The following is an 18132-nucleotide window of genomic DNA, read 5'->3' on the forward strand; positions in this document are numbered from 1 at the left end:
AAGCTATGCGCGACAAGAGAATGACGCTCGACGAGGTGGTCGGCGAGCTGCGCAGCGGCATGACGATCGGCCTCGGCGGCTGGGGATCGCGGCGTAAGCCGATGGCGCTGGTGCGTGCGCTGCTTCGCTCCACGGTCACCGACCTGACGGTGGTGACCTACGGCGGGCCGGACCTCGGCCTGCTGTGTTCGGCGGGCAAGGTGCGCAAGGCCTACTACGGTTTCGTCTCGCTCGACTCGGCTCCGTTCTACGACCCGTGGTTCGCCAAGGCGCGCACCGAGGGTGCGATCACGGTGCGCGAGATGGACGAGGGCATGGTGAAGTGCGGGTTGCAGGCCGCCGCCGCCCGGTTGCCGTTCCTGCCGATCCGGGCCGGGCTCGGTTCGGCGGTGCCGGAGTTCTGGGAGGGTGAGCTGAAAACCGTCGTCTCGCCGTATCCGCACGCCGACGGCCGGACCGAGACGCTGATCGCCATGCCCGCGCTGGATCTCGATGCGGCACTGGTGCATCTGGACCTGGGCGACAAGCACGGCAACGCCGCCTACACCGGTGTCGATCCGTACTTCGACGACCTCTACTGCCTGGCGGCCGAGCGGCGCTACGTCTCGGTGGATCGCCTCGTCGACACCGACGAACTGGTGAAAGCCGTTCCGTCGCAGGCGCTGATCCTCAATCGGATGATGGTCGACGGCGTGGTCGAGTCACCCGGCGGCGCGCACTTCACCTTCTCGGGCAGTTACGGACGCGACGAGAAGTTCCAGAAGCACTATGTGGCGGCCGCGCAGTCGCCGGAGTCGTGGGCCGAGTTCAGGGCGCGCTATCTCGACGTGTCCGAAGACGAATACCAGTCCGCCGTCAAGGCTTTCGCGGAGGAGCAGCGATGAACGCAGTACCGGCGACCGGTCAGATCACGCGTGCGGAGGTGTGTGTAGTCGCGGCGGCGGAGATCTTCCGTGGCGCGGGCGAGATCATGGCCAGCCCGATGTCGACGATCACCACCATCGGCGCGCGACTGGCCAGGCTCACCTTCGAACCCGACCTGCTGCTGTCCGACGGTGAGGCGCTGTTCTTCGCCGAGGTGCCGGCGATCGGCGCGAAAGCCCCGGTGGAGGGCTGGATCCCGTTCTCCAAGGTGTTCGACGTGGTCGCCTCGGGCCGACGGCACGTGGTGATGGGCGCCAATCAGCTCGACCGTTTCGGCAACCAGAACCTCTCGGCGTTCGGGCCGTTGCAGCAGCCGCGCAGGCAGATGTTCGGTGTGCGTGGGGCGCCCGGCAACACGATCAACCACGCGACCAGCTATTTCGTGCCCAAGCACAACACGCGGGTGTTCTGCGAGCAGGTCGATATCGTGAGCGGCGTCGGCTACGACAAGATCGACCCGGCCAACCCCGCCTTCCGCTTCCATCACGTGCACCGGGTGGTGTCCAACCTCGGCGTCTTCGATTTCGGTGGCCCCGAGCACACCATGCGGGCGCTGTCGCTGCACCCGGGTGTGACGGCCGAGGAAGTCGCCGAGAACACCTCCTTCGAGATCGCGGGACTGGCCGACGCGGACGAAACCCGGCTGCCCACCGAGGAGGAGCTGCGGATCATCCGGACCGTGCTCGATCCCAAGGGTTTCCGCGAGAAGGAAGTGGCCGCATGAGCCGTCTGCGTACCCCGCTGACCGAGCTGGTCGGTATCGAGCATCCCGTCGTGCAGACGGGGATGGGCTGGGTGGCCGGGCCGCGACTGGTCGCCGCCACCGCGAACGCGGGCGGGCTCGGCATTCTCGCCTCGGCGACGATGACGTTCGAGGAGCTGGAAGCGGCTGTCGCCAAGACGAAGTCGCTGACCGACAAGCCGTTCGGGGTGAACATCCGCGCCGACGCCACCGACGCGCCCGAGCGCATCGAACTGCTCATCCGTGAGCAGGTGCGAGTCGCCTCGTTCGCGCTGGCTCCGAAGAAGGAACTGATCGCCCGGCTCAAAGACGCGGGCGTGGTGGTGATTCCGTCGATCGGTGCCGCCAAGCACGCGGTGAAGGTGGCCTCGTGGGGCGCGGACGCGGTGATCGTCCAGGGCGGTGAGGGCGGCGGGCACACCGGTCCGGTGGCCACCACCCTGCTGCTGCCCTCCGTCCTCGACGCCGTCGACATCCCCGTCGTCGCGGCGGGTGGCTTCTTCGACGGGCGTGGGCTCGCGGCCGCGTTGTCCTACGGTGCCGCCGGTGTGGCCATGGGCACCCGGTTCCTGCTCACTCAGGAGAGCACCGTCCCCGACGCCGTGAAACAGGAGTACCTGGCGCGCGGGCTCGGCGACACCGTGGTGTCGGTGAAGGTCGACGGGATGCCGCACCGCATGCTCAACACCGAACTCGTGGAGCGCCTGGAACATTCGGGTGGCTGGCGTGGGCTCTCGGCGGCCGTCGGCAACGCGGCCAAGTTCAAGAGCATGACCGGGATGAAGTGGTCGACATTGATGCGCGACGGTCTCGCCATGCGCAAGACCAAGGACCTCAGCTGGTCGCAGGTCGTGATGGCGGCCAACTCGGCGATGCTGACCAAGGCCGGACTCGTCGAGGGCCGTACCGACGCGGGCGTGCTGCCCGCGGGTCAGGTCACCGGCATCATCGACAGCCTGCCGACGGTCGCCGAACTGATCGACGGCATCGTCACCGACGCGCTCACGCGCATCGCGGCTGTCGGCACGCTGGTCGACGCGCCGGTCACCGAGCAGAGCTGACCTCGAGACCCATCCTCGGCGAACCCCGCACACGGTACGCCGAGGGTGCCGCCCGACGGGTCTGAGCCTCCCGTCGACAGGGCGAACGAACACCGAACCGGATGCGGTACTCACAAGGCGCGCATCCGGTTCGGTGTTTCGGATTCAGAATTCGGAGACGGCGAATTCACCGGTGCTCGGCAGGTGGGCCAGTGGCGTGGTGCGGATCGTCGCCTCGATGCGACCGGCGCCCGTCACGAGCGTCACGCCGACCTCAGGGCCCTGCTGCCCCACCGGGCCGCCTGCCACCACGGTCGCCGCCGAACCGGCCGCGCCGGTGTCGAGGTTGCGCCACTCGACCGTCGTCGTGACCGTGCAGCCGCTCTGATGTGAACCGGGGGCCGGACTCCAAAAGGTGCCGCGCAGTCGCATCTCGGCCTCGCCGGAGCGGATGATGCCCTGGCCGGACAGTGCCGTCGCGTCGATCTGCCCGGCGCAGGTCCAGCCGGTGGCGAGGGTGTAGGTGGGCTTGAACGACGTCATGGCCGAGGCGGGGGTCGTCGCGCCGAGTAGGAGTCCTGCGGTTGCCGCCGCGACGATCGTCGCGCGGCCGGTGTACTTCCACATCACTGCGTGCCTTTCGTTCGATGATCGCGTGCGAGTCGTGTCAGCGGGGTACCACCTCCACCCGGTTGTCGTGGAACACCGCGCCGCCGCCGTAGTCGGCGTCGCGCTCGGCGATCGTGGCGTTGACGGTCGCCCCGCCGGAATTCTTGGCCCAGCGTCCCTTCGTGGTACCCGCTACGCCGGGTCTGACACGGTCGGACACCTCGGCGATCGCCTCGAAGGAACCGCGACCGTTGACGACCGACACCGGGGCGCCGTCGACGATTCCGCGCGCGGCGGCATCATCGGGGTGCAGGGTGATGCGGTTTTCGCCTGCGCGACGGCGCAATTCGGGGTTGGCACCGAAGGTGGTGTTCAGGAAGTGGTGCGAGGCGGCGGAGATCAGCACGAGTCCGTCGCCGGGGTCGGCGGGTGGGGTGTAGGTGGGCAGCAGGTCGTGTCCCGCGAATTGTGCTCGCGGAGAGACGAACTGGAGCTTCCCTGCGGGGACGGGTCCCGGCCGCACCTTCAAGAAACCGTCGGCGCGCAACCGGTCGAGATCGTGACCCTTCAGCAGCTGACGGGCCAGTTCCTCGTCCGATTCGTACAGCGCCGGTTCGGTGAGTCCGAGGCGGCGGGACAGTCGGCGGAAAGTCTCTGTGGTGGACAGACATTCGCCCGGCGCCTCGACAGCTGGCTCGTTCCAGACCAGGTACAGGTGGCCGTAACCCGCGATCACGTCGAGGTGCTCGGGCTGCATGGTCGCGGGGAGCACGATGTCGGCGTAATCGACCGTATCGGTGGCGAAGTGCTCGAGTACCACGGTGAACAGGTCCTCGCGCGACAGGCCTTCGATCACCCGGCGCTGGTCCGGATTGGAGCCGACCGGATTCGCGCCGATCACGAACAGCGCCCGCACGGGCGGATCGGCGACCTCGAGCAGGGCCTCACCGAGCCTGGTCATCGACAAGGTGCGCACCGGGTGCGGCAGCAGGTCGTCGCGAACCAGGGCGGGCAGGTCGAGGTCGAAGTGTCCGCTGGTCGAATAGTGTAGGCCGCCACCAGGAATCGCCCAGTCGCCGGTGACGCCGGGTAGGCACCCGAGCACCCGCAGCGCCATCCCGCCACCGGCGTGCCGCTGCATGCCCTGGGAGGCGCGGATCGCGGTCGGCCTGGTACGCGCGATCCGTTCACCGAGTGCGACGATCTGTTCGCGCTCGAGGCCGGTGATCGCGGCCACCCGGTCCGGGGTGAATTCCATGACGTGCTCACGGAATTCGGGCCAGCCCTCGGTGTGCTCGGCGATGAACTCCGTGTCCTCGGCACCCATCGAGACGACCACGTGCAGCAGGCCGAGTGCCAGGGCGGCATCGGTGCCGGGCAGGGGTGCGAGGTGTTCGTCGCAGCGTTCGGCGGTCTTGGTGCGCACCGGGTCGATCGCGACCAGGTGGGCGCCGCTGTCCTGCACGAACTTCCACAGGTGGTGGCCGGAGGTGAGCGGGTTGGTGCCCCACAGCAGGATCAGCTTCGATTTCGCGAAGTCCTCCGGGTCCATGCCGCCGGAGGTGCCGAGGGTGTAGTTCAGCCCCGCGCTGCCCGCGACCGAACAGATCGTCGCCGCATGGTGGGAGGCACCGAGCACGTTGAACATGCGGCGACCGGGATACCCCTCGAGGCCCTGGAGGTAACCGAGGCTGCCGGTGCCGTGGAACGGCCAGATCGCCTCGGCGCCGAACTCGTCGATGATGTCGGTGAGCCGGGTGGCGATCTCGTCGAGCGCGGTGTCCCAACCGATCCGCTCGAAGCGGCCGGAGCCCTTCGGCCCGACCCGGCGCAGCGGGTACCTGAGCCGATCCGGCGAATCGACCTGTTCCAGGTAGCGGTTCACCTTCACGCACAGCGCACCGCGCGTGACCGGGTGTTCCTTGTTGCCGCGCAGGCCGGTGGCGACGCCGTCCTGCACCGTCACCACCCACGAGCAGGCATCAGGACAGTCGAGCGGACACGCACCCAGCACCTTCACCGTTCCTATCGTAGGCCCGTTCACCGATGCCTCGACAGGGTGCGCGGGTCGGCCCCTGCGGACCGACCCGCCGAACTCACTCCGTTTCGATGGTCGGGTTCAGGATGCCGCACACCCGCCAGCCGCCGTCCTCTTCGACCAGCTTGTAGGTCGCGGTGGAGGTGGTGCTCTGACCGAGGATCGACATGCTCATCGCGGTGGTGAAGGTGCCGGACTTGCTGCCGGACGCGACGTCCACGCTCTTCAAGGTGGTCGTCACGTTCGGGACCGACCCGCCGCCCGACGGCACCCCGGTCGGCGCGGCCTGCTTCTCGTACTTCGCGATCTCGTCGCGATCGGAGGCGCACACCAGATCCTCGAGCTCACCGTCCTTGTCGACCCAGGCCTGCGCCGCCGCTCGCGGGGTGTCGTAACCGCCACCGCCGAGTCCACCCCCGCCGCTGCCGAACAGGTAGAACGCGCCGACCGCCGCCGCGATCAGCACAACCAGGCCACCGAGGACGAGGACGATCTTGCCGCCGCCACCGCCCGACTGACGCGGCGGCTGTCCGTAACCTCCGGGCGCACCGTACGGCTGACCCTGTGGATACTGACCCTGCTGGTAGGGCTGGCCCGGCATCGGTTGGCCCTGCGGATAGGGCTGCCCCGGCATCGGCTGGCCCGGATACGGCTGACCAGGCTGCATCGGCTGACCTGGCCGACCTTGATACGGGTTGGGCGGTTGTGGGTAACCCATTCGAAATTCCTGTTCCCTTTTTCGACGAGCAGCACCTGACCGGCGCCGCTTCAGCACATGGCTTACCCATTGCGCCCTCGTGTTATTTGCGGCGCCGGGTTGAGCAACCGTTCAGTCTCTGCGACCGATCGATCGTCCGCAAGTCCGCCGACGCACGACGGCCCGGTACCGGAGTGTCCGGTACCGGGCCGTCCTCGGCCTGGCGTCGAATTACGCGATCGCGCCGAGCCTTTCGATGATGGTGACGTTGGCCGTGCCGCCGCCCTCACAGATGGTGAGCAGACCGTAGCGGCCGTTGACGCGCTCGAGTTCGTGCAGCAGGGTCGCGAACAGTTTCGCACCGGTGGCGCCGAGCGGATGCCCGAGCGCGATGGCACCGCCGTTGACGTTGACCTTCGCGGGATCGGCGCCGATCTCCTTGATCCAGGCCAACACCACCGGCGCGAAAGCCTCGTTGATCTCGATGACGTCGATGTCGTCGATGGTGAGCCCGGTCTTGTCCAGCGCCCACTGGGTGGCCGGGATGGGCGCGCTCAGCATGAAGATCGGGTCGGCGCCACGCGCGCTGACGTGGTGGATGCGGGCCCGCGGGGTGAGCCCGTACTCCTTGACGGCCCATTCGGACGCCAGCAGCGTCGCACTCGCTCCGTCGGAGATCTGACTGGCCACCGCGGCGGTGAGCGGGCTGCCCTCACTCAGTGGTTGCAGCGTGGCCATCTTCTCGAGGCTGGTCTCGCGCGGACCCTGGTCGACGGCGAAGTCACCTACCGGCACGATCTCGGCCTCGAAGCGCCCCTCGGCGATCGCCGCGCGCGCCCGCTGGTGGCTGCGCAGCGCCCACTGCTCCATGTCCTCGCGGGTGATGCCCCACTTCTCGGCGATCAGTTCGGCACCGCGGAACTGGGAGACCTCGCCGGTGCCGTAGCGCTGATCCCACCCGGTGGCGCCGACGAAGGGCGAATCGAAACCGTACTCCTTGCCCGCGAGCATGGCCGCCGAGATCGGGATGGCGCTCATGTTCTGTACGCCGCCCGCGACGATCACCTCGGCGGTGCCGCTCATGATGGCCTGGGCGCCGAAGTTGATGGCCTGCTGGCTGGAACCGCACTGCCGGTCGACGGTGACGCCGGGAACTTCCTCGGGGAAACCGGCGGTGAGCCACATCGTGCGCCCGATATTGCCCGCCTGCGGGCCGATGTTGTCGACACAGCCGACGATCACATCGTCGACAACAGCCGGGTCGATGCCCGTGCGCTCGACGAGTCCGCGCAGGGCGGCCGCGCCGAGGTCGGCCGGGTGGACACCTGCCAGCGCGCCGCCACGCTTGCCGACGGCGGTCCGCACCGCGTCGATCACATAGGCCTCCCGCAACGGGGTGTAGGGGCGGCGCTCGGCGGGTGCGGTCATGGGGAACTCCTAATGCGCGTCGCTCGCGGGCACGGTGAGCCCGTCGAGCACGATGGTCAGATATTGCGAGGCAAGGTTTTTCACGGTGATGGGACCGCCGGGGGTGTACCAGCGGACCGCGACCCACACGGTGTCGCGCAGGAAGCGGAAGGCCAGTTCCACGTCGAGTTCGGGGCGGAAGCTGCCGTCGGCGACACCGGCGGTGAGCACCTGGTGCCACAGGTCGCGGAACTCGGTGTTGAAGTCCCGGATGTAGCCGAAACGTTCCACGTCACGCAGGTTCTTGGCCTCGGCCTGGTAGATCGCGACGGCGGCGTGGTGGCGGTCGAACGCCTCGTAGGAGGCCAGGACCAGGGCCTCGAGGGTGGCCCGTGAACTGAGCCCGGCCGCGGCGATCTCGCGGTAGCGGCCGAACAGGTCGTCGAGGAAGCCGCGCAGGATCTCGTCGACCATCGATTCCTTGGAATCGAAATGGTGGTAGAGACTGCCCGAGAGGATGCCCGCCGAATCGGCGATGTCGCGCACCGTGGTGGCGCGCAGGCCACGTTCGGCGAACAGGTCGGCGGCGAGGGCGAGCAGTTCGTCGCGGCGGGTGCGTTTCACGGTATCGGGAGCGGTCACCCTTGACATCGTACAACCAAGCATTTGCTTGGCACGCTGCTCGGTGTCATGCGCGCTGACTACTCACCGAAACCACCTCGCCGGTCAGGTACGAGGTGTAGTCGCTGGCCAACATGGCGATCGTCGCCGCGACCTCCCACGGCTCGGCCGCGCGCCCGAAAGCCTCACGCTCGCTGAGGTTGTCGAGCAGTTCGGTGGAGCTCACCTTGTCCAGGAACGGGTGACGCGCGATGCTCGGCGCGACGGCGTTGATCCGCACGCCGAATTCGGCGGCTTCGATCGCGCTGCACCGGGTCAGCGCCATCACACCCGCCTTGGCGGCCGCGTAGTGCGCCTGCCCGTGCTGGGCTCGCCAGCCGAGCACGCTGGCATTGTTGACGATCACGCCGCCGTGCCCCGCGTCGCGGAAGTAGCCGAGCGCCGCGCGAGTGCAGCGGAAGGTGCCGGTGAGGGTGATGTCGAGCACCTGGTCCCACTGCTCGTCGGTCATGTCGACCACGGGCGTCTCGCCGCCGAGACCGGCGTTGTTGATCATGATGTCGATGCGCCCGAGTTCGGCGGCAGCGGCGGTGAGCAGCTGATTCACCTGGGCGGTCTCGCGCACGTCGCACACCACGGCACCGACGGTTCGCTCCGGGAATTCCTTGGCCAGCAGTTCGGCTGTCTCACCCAATCTCCGCTCGTGCCAATCGGAGACGACCACGTCGGCACCCTCGGACAGCAGCCTGCGGGCGGTGGCCGAGCCGATGCCGGTACCGGCGGCGGCGGTGACCACACCCTTGCGGCCGGTGAGCAGACCGTGGCCGGGGACGGGCGCGGGCGGGGTGGCGAGCGGGCCGGTCACGGTCGAGCCTCGCGCGGCAGACCGAGCACCCGCTCGGCGATGATGTTGCGCTGCACTTCGTTCGAACCTCCGTAGATGGTGTCGGCACGGCTGAACAGGTACAGCCGTTGCCAGGCGGTCATGTCGTCGTCGGGGATCACCAGACCGGCGGCGCCCCGCACCGCCATGGCCAGCTCGCCCAGATCGCGATGCCAGTTGGCCCACAACAACTTCGACACCGAGGCGCCGCCCGCGTCGTTCTCGTCGCTCATGGTTCGCAAGGCGTGCGCGCGCAGCACCCGCAGGCCGATCCACGCGCGGTCGGAACGCGCGGCGATCAGCGGGTCGTCGGCAGCGCCGGTGCGCCGGGCGAGGTCCTCGATGTCGGTGAGTTCGCGGGCGAAGCGGATCTGCTGGCCGAGGGTGGAGATGCCACGCTCGAAGGTCAAGGTGCCCATGGCGATTCGCCAGCCGTCGCCGGGCGCCCCGACCACCAGGTCGGCGTCGGTGCGGGCGTCGTCGAAGTACACCTCGTTGAATTCCGAGGTGCCGGTGAGCTGCTGGATCGGGCGGACGGTTATGCCCGGCTGATTCATCGGGACGAGCAGGTAGGACAGGCCGTGGTGCCGGGTCGACCCACGTTCGGTGCGGGCGATCACGAAACACCAGTCGGCCACGTGGGCCAGTGATGTCCAGATCTTCTGACCGTTGATCACCCACTGGTCGCCGTCGAGGCGCGCGGTGGTCGACACGGCGGCCAGGTCCGAACCGGCGCCCGGCTCCGAGTAACCCTGACACCACAGCTCGCCCACCGAACGAACGCCGGGCAGGAAGCGCTGCTTCTGCTCCTCGGTGCCGTAGGCCAGCACGGTCGGCCCGAGCAGCTCCTCGCCCACGTGCGAGACCCGCGCGGGCGCGTCGGCCTTGGCGTACTCCTCGTGGAAGATCACCTGGCGGGCGACGCTCTCGTCACGGCCCCCGTACTCCGTCGGCCAACCGAGACACGTCCAGCCAGCGGCGGCGAGATGACGATCCCAGGCCAGCCGTCGCTCGAAGTGCTCGTGTTCGCGGCCCGGTCCACCGGTTCCGCGCAGGTCGGCGAACTCGCCCGCGAGGTTTTCGGCAAGCCACTCCCGGATCTCCGCGCGGAACTCCGCGTCGGAGGTAACTGAATCTGCGGTCTGGATCACGCCCACCCCGGTAGAGTAACCTACCAAGCACTTGCTTTGTCCGCTGCTTCGTGAAGAACAGCGAACCGCACAACGGTGAGGACCCCGTGACACCCGCTGCACAGACCACCCCGCAGGCGCTGCGCCAGACCGCCGAGGCGTTTCCGCACGAGCCTGCCATCGTCGACGGCGACACCCGCCTGACGTGGGCCGAACTGCTCGACCAGGTGCGGATCGCGGCACGCGCGCTCATCGCCCGCGGCATCGCACCCGGTGACCGGGTCGCCATGTGGGCGCCGAACACCCATCACTGGGTGGTCGCCGCCCTGGCCGCCCATTCCGCAGGCGCCGCACTCGTCCCGCTGAACACCCGCTACGTGGCGGCCGAGGCGATCGATGTGCTGAGCCGGGTCGACGCGAAGGCGCTGTTCGTCGCCGGGCCGTTCCTCGGTCGCGACCGGGTCACCGAACTGCTCGCCGAAGCACCGGATTCGGGCATCGGCACGGTCGTCGTCATCCCGGTCGAGCCGGGTGCGTCCACTCCGACGAGCGCTCTCACCTGGGCGGACTTCCTCGCCGAGGCGGAGCAGGTGACCGAGGCCGACGGCGAGGCGCGGGCCGTACAAGTCTCCCCCGACGACATCGCCGACATCCTCTTCACCTCGGGAACGACCGGCCGCAGCAAGGGCACCCTGGTCGCCCACCGGCAGGCCCTCGACGTGGTGCGCGCCTGGTGCGCCTGCTCGACCGTGCGTGCGGGTGACCGCTACCTGGTGATCCCGCCGTTCTTCCACAACTTCGGATACAAGGCGGGCATCCTCGCCTGCCTGGTCACCGGGGCCACGATCGTCCCGCAGGCGACCTTCGATGTCCCGGCCGCGCTGCGCCTGGTCGAGTCCGAGCGGATCACGGTGCTCACCGGCCCGCCGACGATCTACCAGACCATCCTCGATCATCCCGACCGCACCGGCCGGGAGCTGTCCTCGCTGCGGGTCGCGGTGACCGGCGCGGCGACCGTGCCGGTGGTGCTGATCGAGCGGATGCGCGACGATCTCGCCTTCGAGGTCGTCATCACCGCCTACGGCCTGTCCGAGACCGCGGGTTTCGGCACCATGTGCGACCCCGAGGACGACGCGAAGACCATCGCCAACACCTGCGGCAAACCCATCGCCGGTTTCGAACTGCGCCTGGCCGACAACGGCGAAGTGCTGCTGCGCGGACCCAATGTGATGCTCGGCTACCTCGACGATCCCGAAGCCACCGCCGAGGCGATCGACGCCGAGGGTTGGCTGCACACCGGCGACATCGGCGTGGTCGACGAACGCGGTTATCTGAAGATCACCGACCGGCTCAAGGACATGTACATCACCGGCGGTTTCAACGTCTACCCGGCCGAGATCGAGCAGACCCTGGCCCGCCTCGACGGTGTCGCCGAGTCGGCCGTGATCGGGGTGCCCGACGAGCGGATGGGCGAGGTCGGCAAGGCCTTCGTCGTCGCGAAGCCGGGCGCGGACCTGACCACCGACGACGTGATCGCCCATGCCACCGCCCATCTGGCGAATTTCAAAGTGCCCCGGTTCGTCGAGTTCCGCGACCGGCTGCCCTACAGCGCGGCGGGCAAGGTGCTCAAGCGCGAGCTACGTGAGGAGAAGTCGTGAGTTCCGAAACCGAGGTCGTCACCTATGAGGTGCGCGGACCGGTCGCCGTCATCACCATGAACCGGCCCGATTTCCGCAACGCGCAGAACTCGAAGATGACCTACGCCCTCGACGCCGCGTTCGTGCGCGCGGTCGAGGATGCCGAGGTGAAGGTGATCGTGCTGGCGGGCAACGGGAAACACTTCAGCGCCGGGCACGACATCGGCACACCTGGGCGCGATCACGATGTGCGCTACGAGAACAAAGCCGCGCTGTGGTGGGACCACGTCGACCGGGCCGGTGGCGACCAGCGGTTCGCCCGGGAGACCGAGGTGTATCTCGGGATGTGCCGCCGCTGGCGCGAGATCCCCAAGCCGACCATCGCGATGGTGCAGGGCGCCTGCATCGCCGGTGGGCTGATGCTGGCCTGGGTGTGCGATCTGATCGTCTGCTCCGACGACGCCTTCTTCTCCGATCCGGTTGTCCGCATGGGCATTCCGGGCGTGGAGTACTTCGCGCACCCGTGGGTGATGGGCCCGCGCGCGGCCAAGGAGTTCCTGTTCACCGGTGACCGGTTCGGGGCCTCGCAGGCCAAGGAGTGGGGCATGGTGAACCGGGTCGTGCCGCGTGACGACCTGGAAGGTGAGACCATCGCGCTCGCCGAGAAGATCGCCACCATGCCGCAATTCGGGCTCGCACTCACCAAGAAGGCCGTCAACCAGGCCGAGGATCTGATGGGTATGCGTGCCGGCATGGACTCGGTCTTCGGCCTGCATCATTTCGCGCACGCGCACAATGCCGAGGTCGGCGCCGATTCGCTGGGCGGGATGAACGCCAAGACGATGAAGGGCGCCGCGACCGAACAGAACGGGTCGAAGTAGATGGATCTCGAGATCGACGAGGTAGCCGCACGGTTCCAGCTCGAGGTGCGCGAATTCCTCGCCACTCATGTGCCGCGCGAACCGTTGCCGTCCATGGACACCGAGGAGGGCTTCGCCGCCCATCGGGAATGGGAGGCGACACTGGCCGACGCGCGGCTCTCGGCGGTGTCGTGGCCGCGCGAATACGGCGGACGCGATGCGTCCATTCTCGAATGGGTGCTCTTCGAGCAGGAGTACTACGCGGCGGGCGCGCCCGGCCGGGTGGCGCAGAACGGCATCTTCCTGCTGGCACCGACCCTGTTCGAACACGGCACCGAGGAACAGCTGGCACGAATCCTGCCGCGAATGGCTCGCGGCGAGGACATCTGGGCCCAGGCCTGGTCGGAGCCCGAGGCGGGTAGCGATCTGGCGGGTCTGCGCTCGACCGCCCGGCGCACCGAGGGTGGCTGGGTGCTCAACGGCCAGAAGACGTGGAGTTCCCGTGCTTCCTATGCGGACTGGGCCTTCGGCCTGTTCCGCAGCGATCCCGAGGCGCAGCGGCATCATGGGTTGACCTATGTGATGTTCCCGCTGACCGCCGAGGGTGTGAGCGTGCGGCCCATCCCCCAGCTCGATGGTGAACCCGGCTTCGCCGAGATCTTCCTCGACGATGTCTTCGTCCCCGACCACGACGTGATCGGCGCTCCCAATGAGGGCTGGCGCGTCGCGATGGCGACCTCGAGCAATGAACGCGGGCTCTCGCTGCGCAGCCCCGGTCGGTTCAGCGCCACCGCCGAGCGCCTGATCGACCTGTGGTCGCGGACCGCCGATCCCGCCGACACCGCCGCGCGAAACTCGGTGGTCGACGCCTGGCTCGGCGCCGAGGCGTACCGGTTGCACACGTTCGGCACGGTGACCCGGTTGCAGGACGGCGGCCAGCTCGGTGCGGAGTCCTCGATCACCAAGGTGTTCTGGTCCGAACTCGATATCGCCATGCACGAAACAGGTCTCGACCTGCTTGGCGCGGCCGCCGAGCAGCGCAGCACCTGGACCGACGGCTATCTGTTCTCGCTCGCGGGCCCGATCTACGCCGGTACCAACGAGATCCAGCGCAACATCATCGCCGAACGCCTGCTCGGCCTGCCGAGAGAGAGCAAGCGATGAACGCCCGCTTCCTGCTCTATCTCGAGCGGCGCACAAGTGAGGTCCGCGCCGAGCGCGACGGCTGCGCGATCGACCTGCCGCACGCTCGGACACAGACCGGCTCTTCCACCGACCGGCACGTACTCGACGTCGACCTGGCCTCCGCCGCGACCACTGAGCCCGCAGACTATGCGCGTCGAATCGACCACCCGTGAACAGGGCGTATGCGATGAGACTCGCCCTCAGTAGCCGACCATCCGACTTCACCGCCGACCCGCGCGAGGCAACCCGCATGGACCAGTCCGCGGCCGCAAGGCCACGCGTTCCGATGTCGGGCCGAGGCGGCACTGCGAGTCGAATCGACCGCCCGACAACAGGAGGTGTGCGATGAGATTCGCCCTCAGTACCGAACAGCTCGACTTCGCCGCGGAGCTGCGCAAGATCCTCGATGCGGGGCAGGTGCCCGCCGCCGTGCGTGCGTGGTCGTCGGGTGACACCGCGCCCGGTCGTTCGTTGTTGCGGCAGGTCGCGGACATGGGCGTATTCGGGTTGATCGTGGACGAAGATCACGGTGGTGCCGAGGCGACGCCGGTCGATCTGGTCGTGGCGCTGATCGAGCTTGGGCGCGCGGCTGCGCCCGGGCCGGTGATCGAATCGGCCGCCGTGATTCCGGCTCTGCTGCAACGACTCCCGGGTGTCGCCGAACACTGGTTGTCGGGGGTGGCGAGTGGCGAACTGCTCGGCACCATCGCGTTCGAGCACCCCGGACGAACCGTCGCGCTCGACGCGGATGCGGCCGACTTCGTGCTTGTCGCCGGTGGTCAGCTCGCCACAGGTCGACCGGATCAGGGACACCCTGTCGCGGGGGACGACGTACCAGCGGAAAGTGGTTCGCCCGATGTCGATTCGGTCGCGGCCCGCACTGAACCGACCCAGTCCGGCACCACCGCCGGGGCGGGTGGCACAGGCAGGTTCGACAGCACCGGGGCGATCGCGTCGATTGATCCGGCCCGCAAGCTCTTCCCGGTGTGTGCCGATGAAGTGGTAGCCGAGGGCGGCGATGCCATCGACTTCGCGTTCGACGTGGGCGTGCTCGCCTGCGCCGCGCAACTGCTCGGCGCGGGACGCGCGATCCTCGACCAGACCACCGCCTATGCCAAGCAGCGCAAGCAGTTCGGTCGCGCGATCGGCGAATTCCAGGCCGTGAAGCAGCAGCTCGCGGATGTGCGGATCGCACTGGATCTCGCCGAGCCACTGCTGTACCGCGCCGCACTCACCCTCGACTCCCCCGATCGCGCCCGCGATGTCTCGGCGGCGCTCGTGGCCTGCGGCGACGCCGCCCACCGCTCCTCGCGGGTAGGTCTGCAAGTGCACGGCGCCATCGGCTATACCGCCGAGTGCGACCTGTCGCTGTGGCTCACCAAAGTCGCAGCCCTGCGCACTGCCTGGGGCACCGCCGACTTCCACCGCGCCCGGATCGCCACTGCCCTGCGCGCTACGGCGGCGAGCTGAGATGTCGACTTCGCCAAGGAATCCCATGTCATCGAATGAACTGCTCGAATTCCGCTCGTCGGTGCGTGCACTGCTGACGAAACATGCCACCCCCGAGGCGCTGCGTGCGGCCATGCAGACCGACCTCGGATACGACGAGAAGCTGTGGCGGATGCTGTGCGATCAGGTGGGGGTCGCCGCGTTGGCGGTGCCGGAGGAATGGGGTGGTGTCGGCGCGACCCTGGTCGAATCCCTCATGGTGGTGGGCGAATTGGGTCGTGTCCTGAGTGGGGTGCCGATGCTCGGGTCGGCCGTGCTCGGCGTCCAGGCCATCCTGCTGGCCGGGAACGAGGAGGCGTGTGCGCGGCTGCTGCCCGATCTGGCCGACGGGTCGCGCACGGCGGCGCTGTGCTGGGCCGATGCCGACGGCTGGGAGTCGTTCGGCGTTCGCTCCGACGGCGAAACCCTCACCGGGACAGCACAGTACGTGCTGAATGGCGCCCAGGCCGATGTCCTTCTCGTACTCACCGAACGCGGCCTTTTCGAAACCTCCTCTACCGCACCAGGTGTCACTGTGACGCCGACACCGGGACTCGATCCCACCCGCTCCCTCGCGAGCATCACCTTCGCGGAAACCCCCGCGACCAGGATCGGCGACCCCGGCGCACGGTTGCGTGATGTCGCGTGGGCGGCGCTGGCCGCCGAGCAGGTCGGCGCGGCGCGGCGCTGCCTCGAGATGACGGTCGAATACACGGGCGCGCGCGTGCAGTTCGGCAGGCCGATCGGCAGCTTCCAGGCGCTCAAGCACCGGATGGCCGACATGTACGTACTCGTCGAATCGGCGGAGTCGGCCGCGCTGCTGGCCGCCCACTCGCTGGCGGCGGGCAGCGATTCGGCCGCCGAGGACGTGTGGGTGGCCCGCGCCTACTGCACCGAGGCGTTCAACGCGGTGGCCGCCGAGACCATCCAGTTGCACGGCGGTATCGCCATCACCTGGGAACACGACGCCCACCTGTACTTCAAGCGGGCACACGCCACCGCGCAACTGTTCGGGACCGCCCGCCGTCCGATCGCCGCGTAACCGAGCTCCCGAAACCCCAGTTCCGACCCCTGGAGCTGGGGTTTCGTGCGTTGTGGCACAGAACGCAGCACCAGCAGTCGATATAGATAGTTAGCTTATGCAATAATATTTCTCGTGCAGCAGAACGAGCAGCCATCACCAGACGACATCGTGGTCGACCTGTTGGTCACTGCCGGTCGGCTCACCCGGCTCGCCGGGGCGGTCAGCTCCGACGACCTGCCCCGCGCGATGCTGCGCGCCCTCGCCGTGCTCGACGAGCACGACGGCCTGCGGGTCAGCGAGTTCGCCCGCATCGATCGATGCTCACAACCGGCGGCAACGGCGCTGCTCGGACGGCTCGTCACCGACGGATTCGCCACCCGAACCAAGGACCCGCAGGACTCGCGAGCGGTACGCGTCGAACTCACCCCGGCGGGCCGGACCCGCCTCACCCGCGCCAGACGTGCCTACGCGGCCGCCTTGGCGCCCGGACTCGCCGACTTCGATCTCGATCGGCTGATCCGCCTGGATACCGACATGAACGACCTGCTGACAGCCTTGCGCGCGGTTGCCCGCGGTCATCAGTGAAGCAACAGGAGCGCTCATGAGCACCTCTCAGTTGACTCGCGACGACGCCGCCGCGGTGACTCCGACCGGCCAGCCGAAAGCCGTCTGGGCCGTCGCCTTCGCCAGCGTCATCGCGTTCATGGGCATCGGCCTCGTCGATCCCATCCTCAAACCCATCGGCGAACAGCTGCACGCCAGCCCCTCGCAGGTCTCGCTGCTGTTCACCAGCTATATGGCCGTCACCGGCGTCGCCATGCTGGTCACCGGTGTCATCTCCAGTCGCTTCGGTGCCAAGAAGACCCTGCTGTCGGGCCTGGCGATCATCATCGTGTTCGCCGCGCTGGCAGGCATGTCGAGCACCATCGGCGAGATCATCGGCTTCCGTGCCGGGTGGGGTCTCGGCAACGCCCTGTTCATCGCGACCGCGCTGGCGACCATCGTCGGTGCGGCCACGGGCGGCGTCGCCAAGGCGATCATCCTCTACGAGGCGGCCCTCGGAATCGGCATCGCGACCGGACCGCTGCTCGGTGGGGTGCTCGGTGGAATCAGCTGGCGCGGACCGTTCTTCGGCGTGTCCGTGCTGATGGCCGTCGCCTTCGTCGCGATCGTCGTGCTGCTGCCGGAACTGCCGAAGCCCGCGACCCCCACCTCGATCAGCGCGCCGTTCAAGGCATTGCGGCACCGCGGGCTGCTCACCGTCAGCATCACCGCGTTGCTCTACAACTTCGGCTTCTTCACTCTGCTCGCCTACACCCCGTTCCCCCTCGACATGGGCACCTACGCGATCGGTTTCATCTTCTTCGGGTGGGGCGTGATGCTCGCGGTGGCCTCGGTGTTCCTCGCCCCGAAACTGCAGGCGCGCTTCGGCACACTGCCGATGATGGGGCTGTCCCTCGGCCTGTTCGCCGCCGACCTCGCGGTCATGGCGCTGCTCGCCGAGCACAAGATCGTGCTGATCGTCGGGGTCGTGGTCGCCGGGCTGTTCCTCGGTGTGAACAACACCCTCATCACCGAGGCAGTGATGATCTCCGCGCCGGTCGAGCGGTCCACCGCGTCGGCGGCCTACAGCTTCGTCCGGTTCGCCGGTGGCGCGGCCGCGCCCTGGGTGGCGGGCAAGCTCGGCGAGCACAGCGTGTCCCTGCCGTTCTGGCTCGGCGCGGCGTGCACCGTCGCCGGGGTGGGCGTTCTACTTCTCGGGCGCGGCGCCCTGGCTCACCTCGACGACCACGACCCCGCGCCGCACAGCATCGAGGAAGCCCAGGCACTCACCGTCGGCGACTGAC

Annotated in this window: 18 protein-coding genes; 11 read left to right on the forward strand and 7 right to left on the reverse strand. The window is 68.4% G+C overall.

Translation table 11 applies throughout. From position 1 onward, the window contains the following. Positions 1-5 precede the first annotated feature (5 nt). From NC7_RS25110 to NC7_RS25120, 3 genes are read left to right on the forward strand one after another with little or no spacing between them, the layout of a single operon-like run. Positions 6-884, forward strand: coding sequence for a CoA transferase subunit A (locus tag NC7_RS25110; RefSeq protein WP_067987381.1), 879 nt, complete (start codon positions 6-8; stop codon positions 882-884). Next, complete coding sequence (locus NC7_RS25115) at positions 881-1648, forward strand: CoA-transferase subunit beta (RefSeq protein ID WP_067987383.1); 768 nt, start codon at positions 881-883, stop codon at positions 1646-1648. The genes NC7_RS25110 and NC7_RS25115 overlap by 4 nt, the downstream gene beginning before the upstream one ends. Next, entirely contained in the window at positions 1645-2727 is a 1083-nt protein-coding gene (locus tag NC7_RS25120) for an NAD(P)H-dependent flavin oxidoreductase (protein ID WP_067987386.1), read from the forward strand. Before NC7_RS25115 ends, NC7_RS25120 begins: the two co-directional genes overlap by 4 nt. A 144-nt stretch (positions 2728-2871) precedes the next feature. Here the strand turns inward: NC7_RS25120 and NC7_RS25125 are convergent, their stop codons facing one another. The 7 genes from NC7_RS25125 to NC7_RS25155 form a co-directional block, all read right to left on the reverse strand. After that, a complete protein-coding gene (locus NC7_RS25125) occupies positions 2872-3333 on the reverse strand; it encodes a hypothetical protein (RefSeq protein ID WP_067987389.1) in 462 nt (153 codons plus the stop codon). A 40-nt stretch (positions 3334-3373) separates the two neighbouring features. Next, positions 3374-5335, reverse strand: coding sequence for a molybdopterin-containing oxidoreductase family protein (locus NC7_RS25130; RefSeq protein ID WP_067987392.1), 1962 nt, complete (start codon positions 5333-5335; stop codon positions 3374-3376). A gap of 76 nt (positions 5336-5411) precedes the next feature. Beyond that, positions 5412-6071, reverse strand: coding sequence for a hypothetical protein (locus NC7_RS29365; RefSeq protein ID WP_157102170.1), 660 nt, complete (start codon positions 6069-6071; stop codon positions 5412-5414). A gap of 210 nt (positions 6072-6281) precedes the next feature. Beyond that, positions 6282-7442: an acetyl-CoA C-acetyltransferase gene (locus NC7_RS25140; RefSeq protein ID WP_067987517.1), complete on the reverse strand. Its 1161-nt coding sequence runs from the start codon at positions 7440-7442 to the stop codon at positions 6282-6284. A gap of 45 nt (positions 7443-7487) precedes the next feature. Beyond that, a complete protein-coding gene (locus tag NC7_RS25145; protein WP_067987398.1) occupies positions 7488-8099 on the reverse strand; it encodes a TetR/AcrR family transcriptional regulator in 612 nt (203 codons plus the stop codon). Positions 8100-8145: 46 nt separating this feature from the next. Beyond that, positions 8146-8943, reverse strand: a complete 798-nt coding sequence (locus NC7_RS25150; protein ID WP_067987402.1) for an SDR family oxidoreductase — start codon at positions 8941-8943, stop codon at positions 8146-8148. After that, positions 8940-10118: an acyl-CoA dehydrogenase family protein gene (locus NC7_RS25155; protein WP_067987406.1), complete on the reverse strand. Its 1179-nt coding sequence runs from the start codon at positions 10116-10118 to the stop codon at positions 8940-8942. The genes NC7_RS25150 and NC7_RS25155 overlap by 4 nt, the downstream gene beginning before the upstream one ends. Positions 10119-10198: 80 nt before the next feature. Here NC7_RS25155 and NC7_RS25160 point away from each other — a divergent pair, with 80 nt between their 5' ends. From NC7_RS25160 to NC7_RS25195, 8 genes are all read left to right on the forward strand, one after another. Further along, positions 10199-11749, forward strand: a complete 1551-nt coding sequence (locus tag NC7_RS25160) for a FadD3 family acyl-CoA ligase (RefSeq protein WP_067987519.1) — start codon at positions 10199-10201, stop codon at positions 11747-11749. Beyond that, complete coding sequence (locus tag NC7_RS25165; RefSeq protein ID WP_067987409.1) at positions 11746-12609, forward strand: enoyl-CoA hydratase; 864 nt, start codon at positions 11746-11748, stop codon at positions 12607-12609. The genes NC7_RS25160 and NC7_RS25165 overlap by 4 nt, the downstream gene beginning before the upstream one ends. Continuing rightward, the gene (locus NC7_RS25170) at positions 12610-13752 is read left to right on the forward strand and encodes an acyl-CoA dehydrogenase family protein (RefSeq protein ID WP_067987411.1); all 1143 of its coding nucleotides are present in this window, start codon (positions 12610-12612) and stop codon (positions 13750-13752) included. Beyond that, positions 13749-13946: a hypothetical protein gene (locus NC7_RS25175; RefSeq protein ID WP_067987414.1), complete on the forward strand. Its 198-nt coding sequence runs from the start codon at positions 13749-13751 to the stop codon at positions 13944-13946. Before NC7_RS25170 ends, NC7_RS25175 begins: the two co-directional genes overlap by 4 nt. 172 nt (positions 13947-14118) lie before the next feature. Beyond that, complete coding sequence (locus NC7_RS25180; RefSeq protein WP_067987417.1) at positions 14119-15243, forward strand: acyl-CoA dehydrogenase family protein; 1125 nt, start codon at positions 14119-14121, stop codon at positions 15241-15243. 25 nt (positions 15244-15268) lie between these two features. Then, a complete protein-coding gene (locus tag NC7_RS25185; RefSeq protein WP_067987419.1) occupies positions 15269-16303 on the forward strand; it encodes an acyl-CoA dehydrogenase family protein in 1035 nt (344 codons plus the stop codon). Between the two features lie 114 nt (positions 16304-16417). Next, positions 16418-16870 carry a MarR family winged helix-turn-helix transcriptional regulator gene (locus tag NC7_RS25190; protein ID WP_067987422.1) on the forward strand — a complete coding sequence of 151 codons (453 nt, stop codon included), beginning with the start codon at positions 16418-16420 and terminating at the stop codon, positions 16868-16870. Positions 16871-16886: 16 nt separating this feature from the next. Further along, on the forward strand, positions 16887-18131 hold the full coding sequence (locus NC7_RS25195; RefSeq protein ID WP_067987425.1) for an MFS transporter: 1245 nt from the start codon (positions 16887-16889) through the stop codon (positions 18129-18131). Position 18132 lies beyond the last annotated feature (1 nt).

It is taken from the genome of Nocardia caishijiensis NBRC 108228 (assembly GCF_001612825.1).
In the GTDB taxonomy this organism is placed as follows: domain Bacteria; phylum Actinomycetota; class Actinomycetes; order Mycobacteriales; family Mycobacteriaceae; genus Nocardia; species Nocardia caishijiensis.

What these genes read in the sequence shown, in the direction of transcription:
- NC7_RS25170 (WP_067987411.1), top strand. Translation starts at nt 12,610, where the DNA reads ATGGATCTCGAGATCGACGAGGTAGCCGCACGGTTCCAGCTCGAGGTG.
- NC7_RS25115 (WP_067987383.1), top strand. Translation starts at nt 881, where the DNA reads ATGAACGCAGTACCGGCGACCGGTCAGATCACGCGTGCGGAGGTGTGT.
- NC7_RS25120 (WP_067987386.1), top strand. Translation starts at nt 1,645, where the DNA reads ATGAGCCGTCTGCGTACCCCGCTGACCGAGCTGGTCGGTATCGAGCAT.
- NC7_RS25125 (WP_067987389.1), bottom strand. Translation starts at nt 3,333, where the DNA reads ATGTGGAAGTACACCGGCCGCGCGACGATCGTCGCGGCGGCAACCGCA.
- NC7_RS25110 (WP_067987381.1), top strand. Translation starts at nt 6, where the DNA reads ATGCGCGACAAGAGAATGACGCTCGACGAGGTGGTCGGCGAGCTGCGC.
- NC7_RS25195 (WP_067987425.1), top strand. Translation starts at nt 16,887, where the DNA reads ATGAGCACCTCTCAGTTGACTCGCGACGACGCCGCCGCGGTGACTCCG.
- NC7_RS25185 (WP_067987419.1), top strand. Translation starts at nt 15,269, where the DNA reads ATGTCATCGAATGAACTGCTCGAATTCCGCTCGTCGGTGCGTGCACTG.
- NC7_RS25175 (WP_067987414.1), top strand. Translation starts at nt 13,749, where the DNA reads ATGAACGCCCGCTTCCTGCTCTATCTCGAGCGGCGCACAAGTGAGGTC.
- NC7_RS25180 (WP_067987417.1), top strand. Translation starts at nt 14,119, where the DNA reads ATGAGATTCGCCCTCAGTACCGAACAGCTCGACTTCGCCGCGGAGCTG.
- NC7_RS29365 (WP_157102170.1), bottom strand. Translation starts at nt 6,071, where the DNA reads ATGGGTTACCCACAACCGCCCAACCCGTATCAAGGTCGGCCAGGTCAG.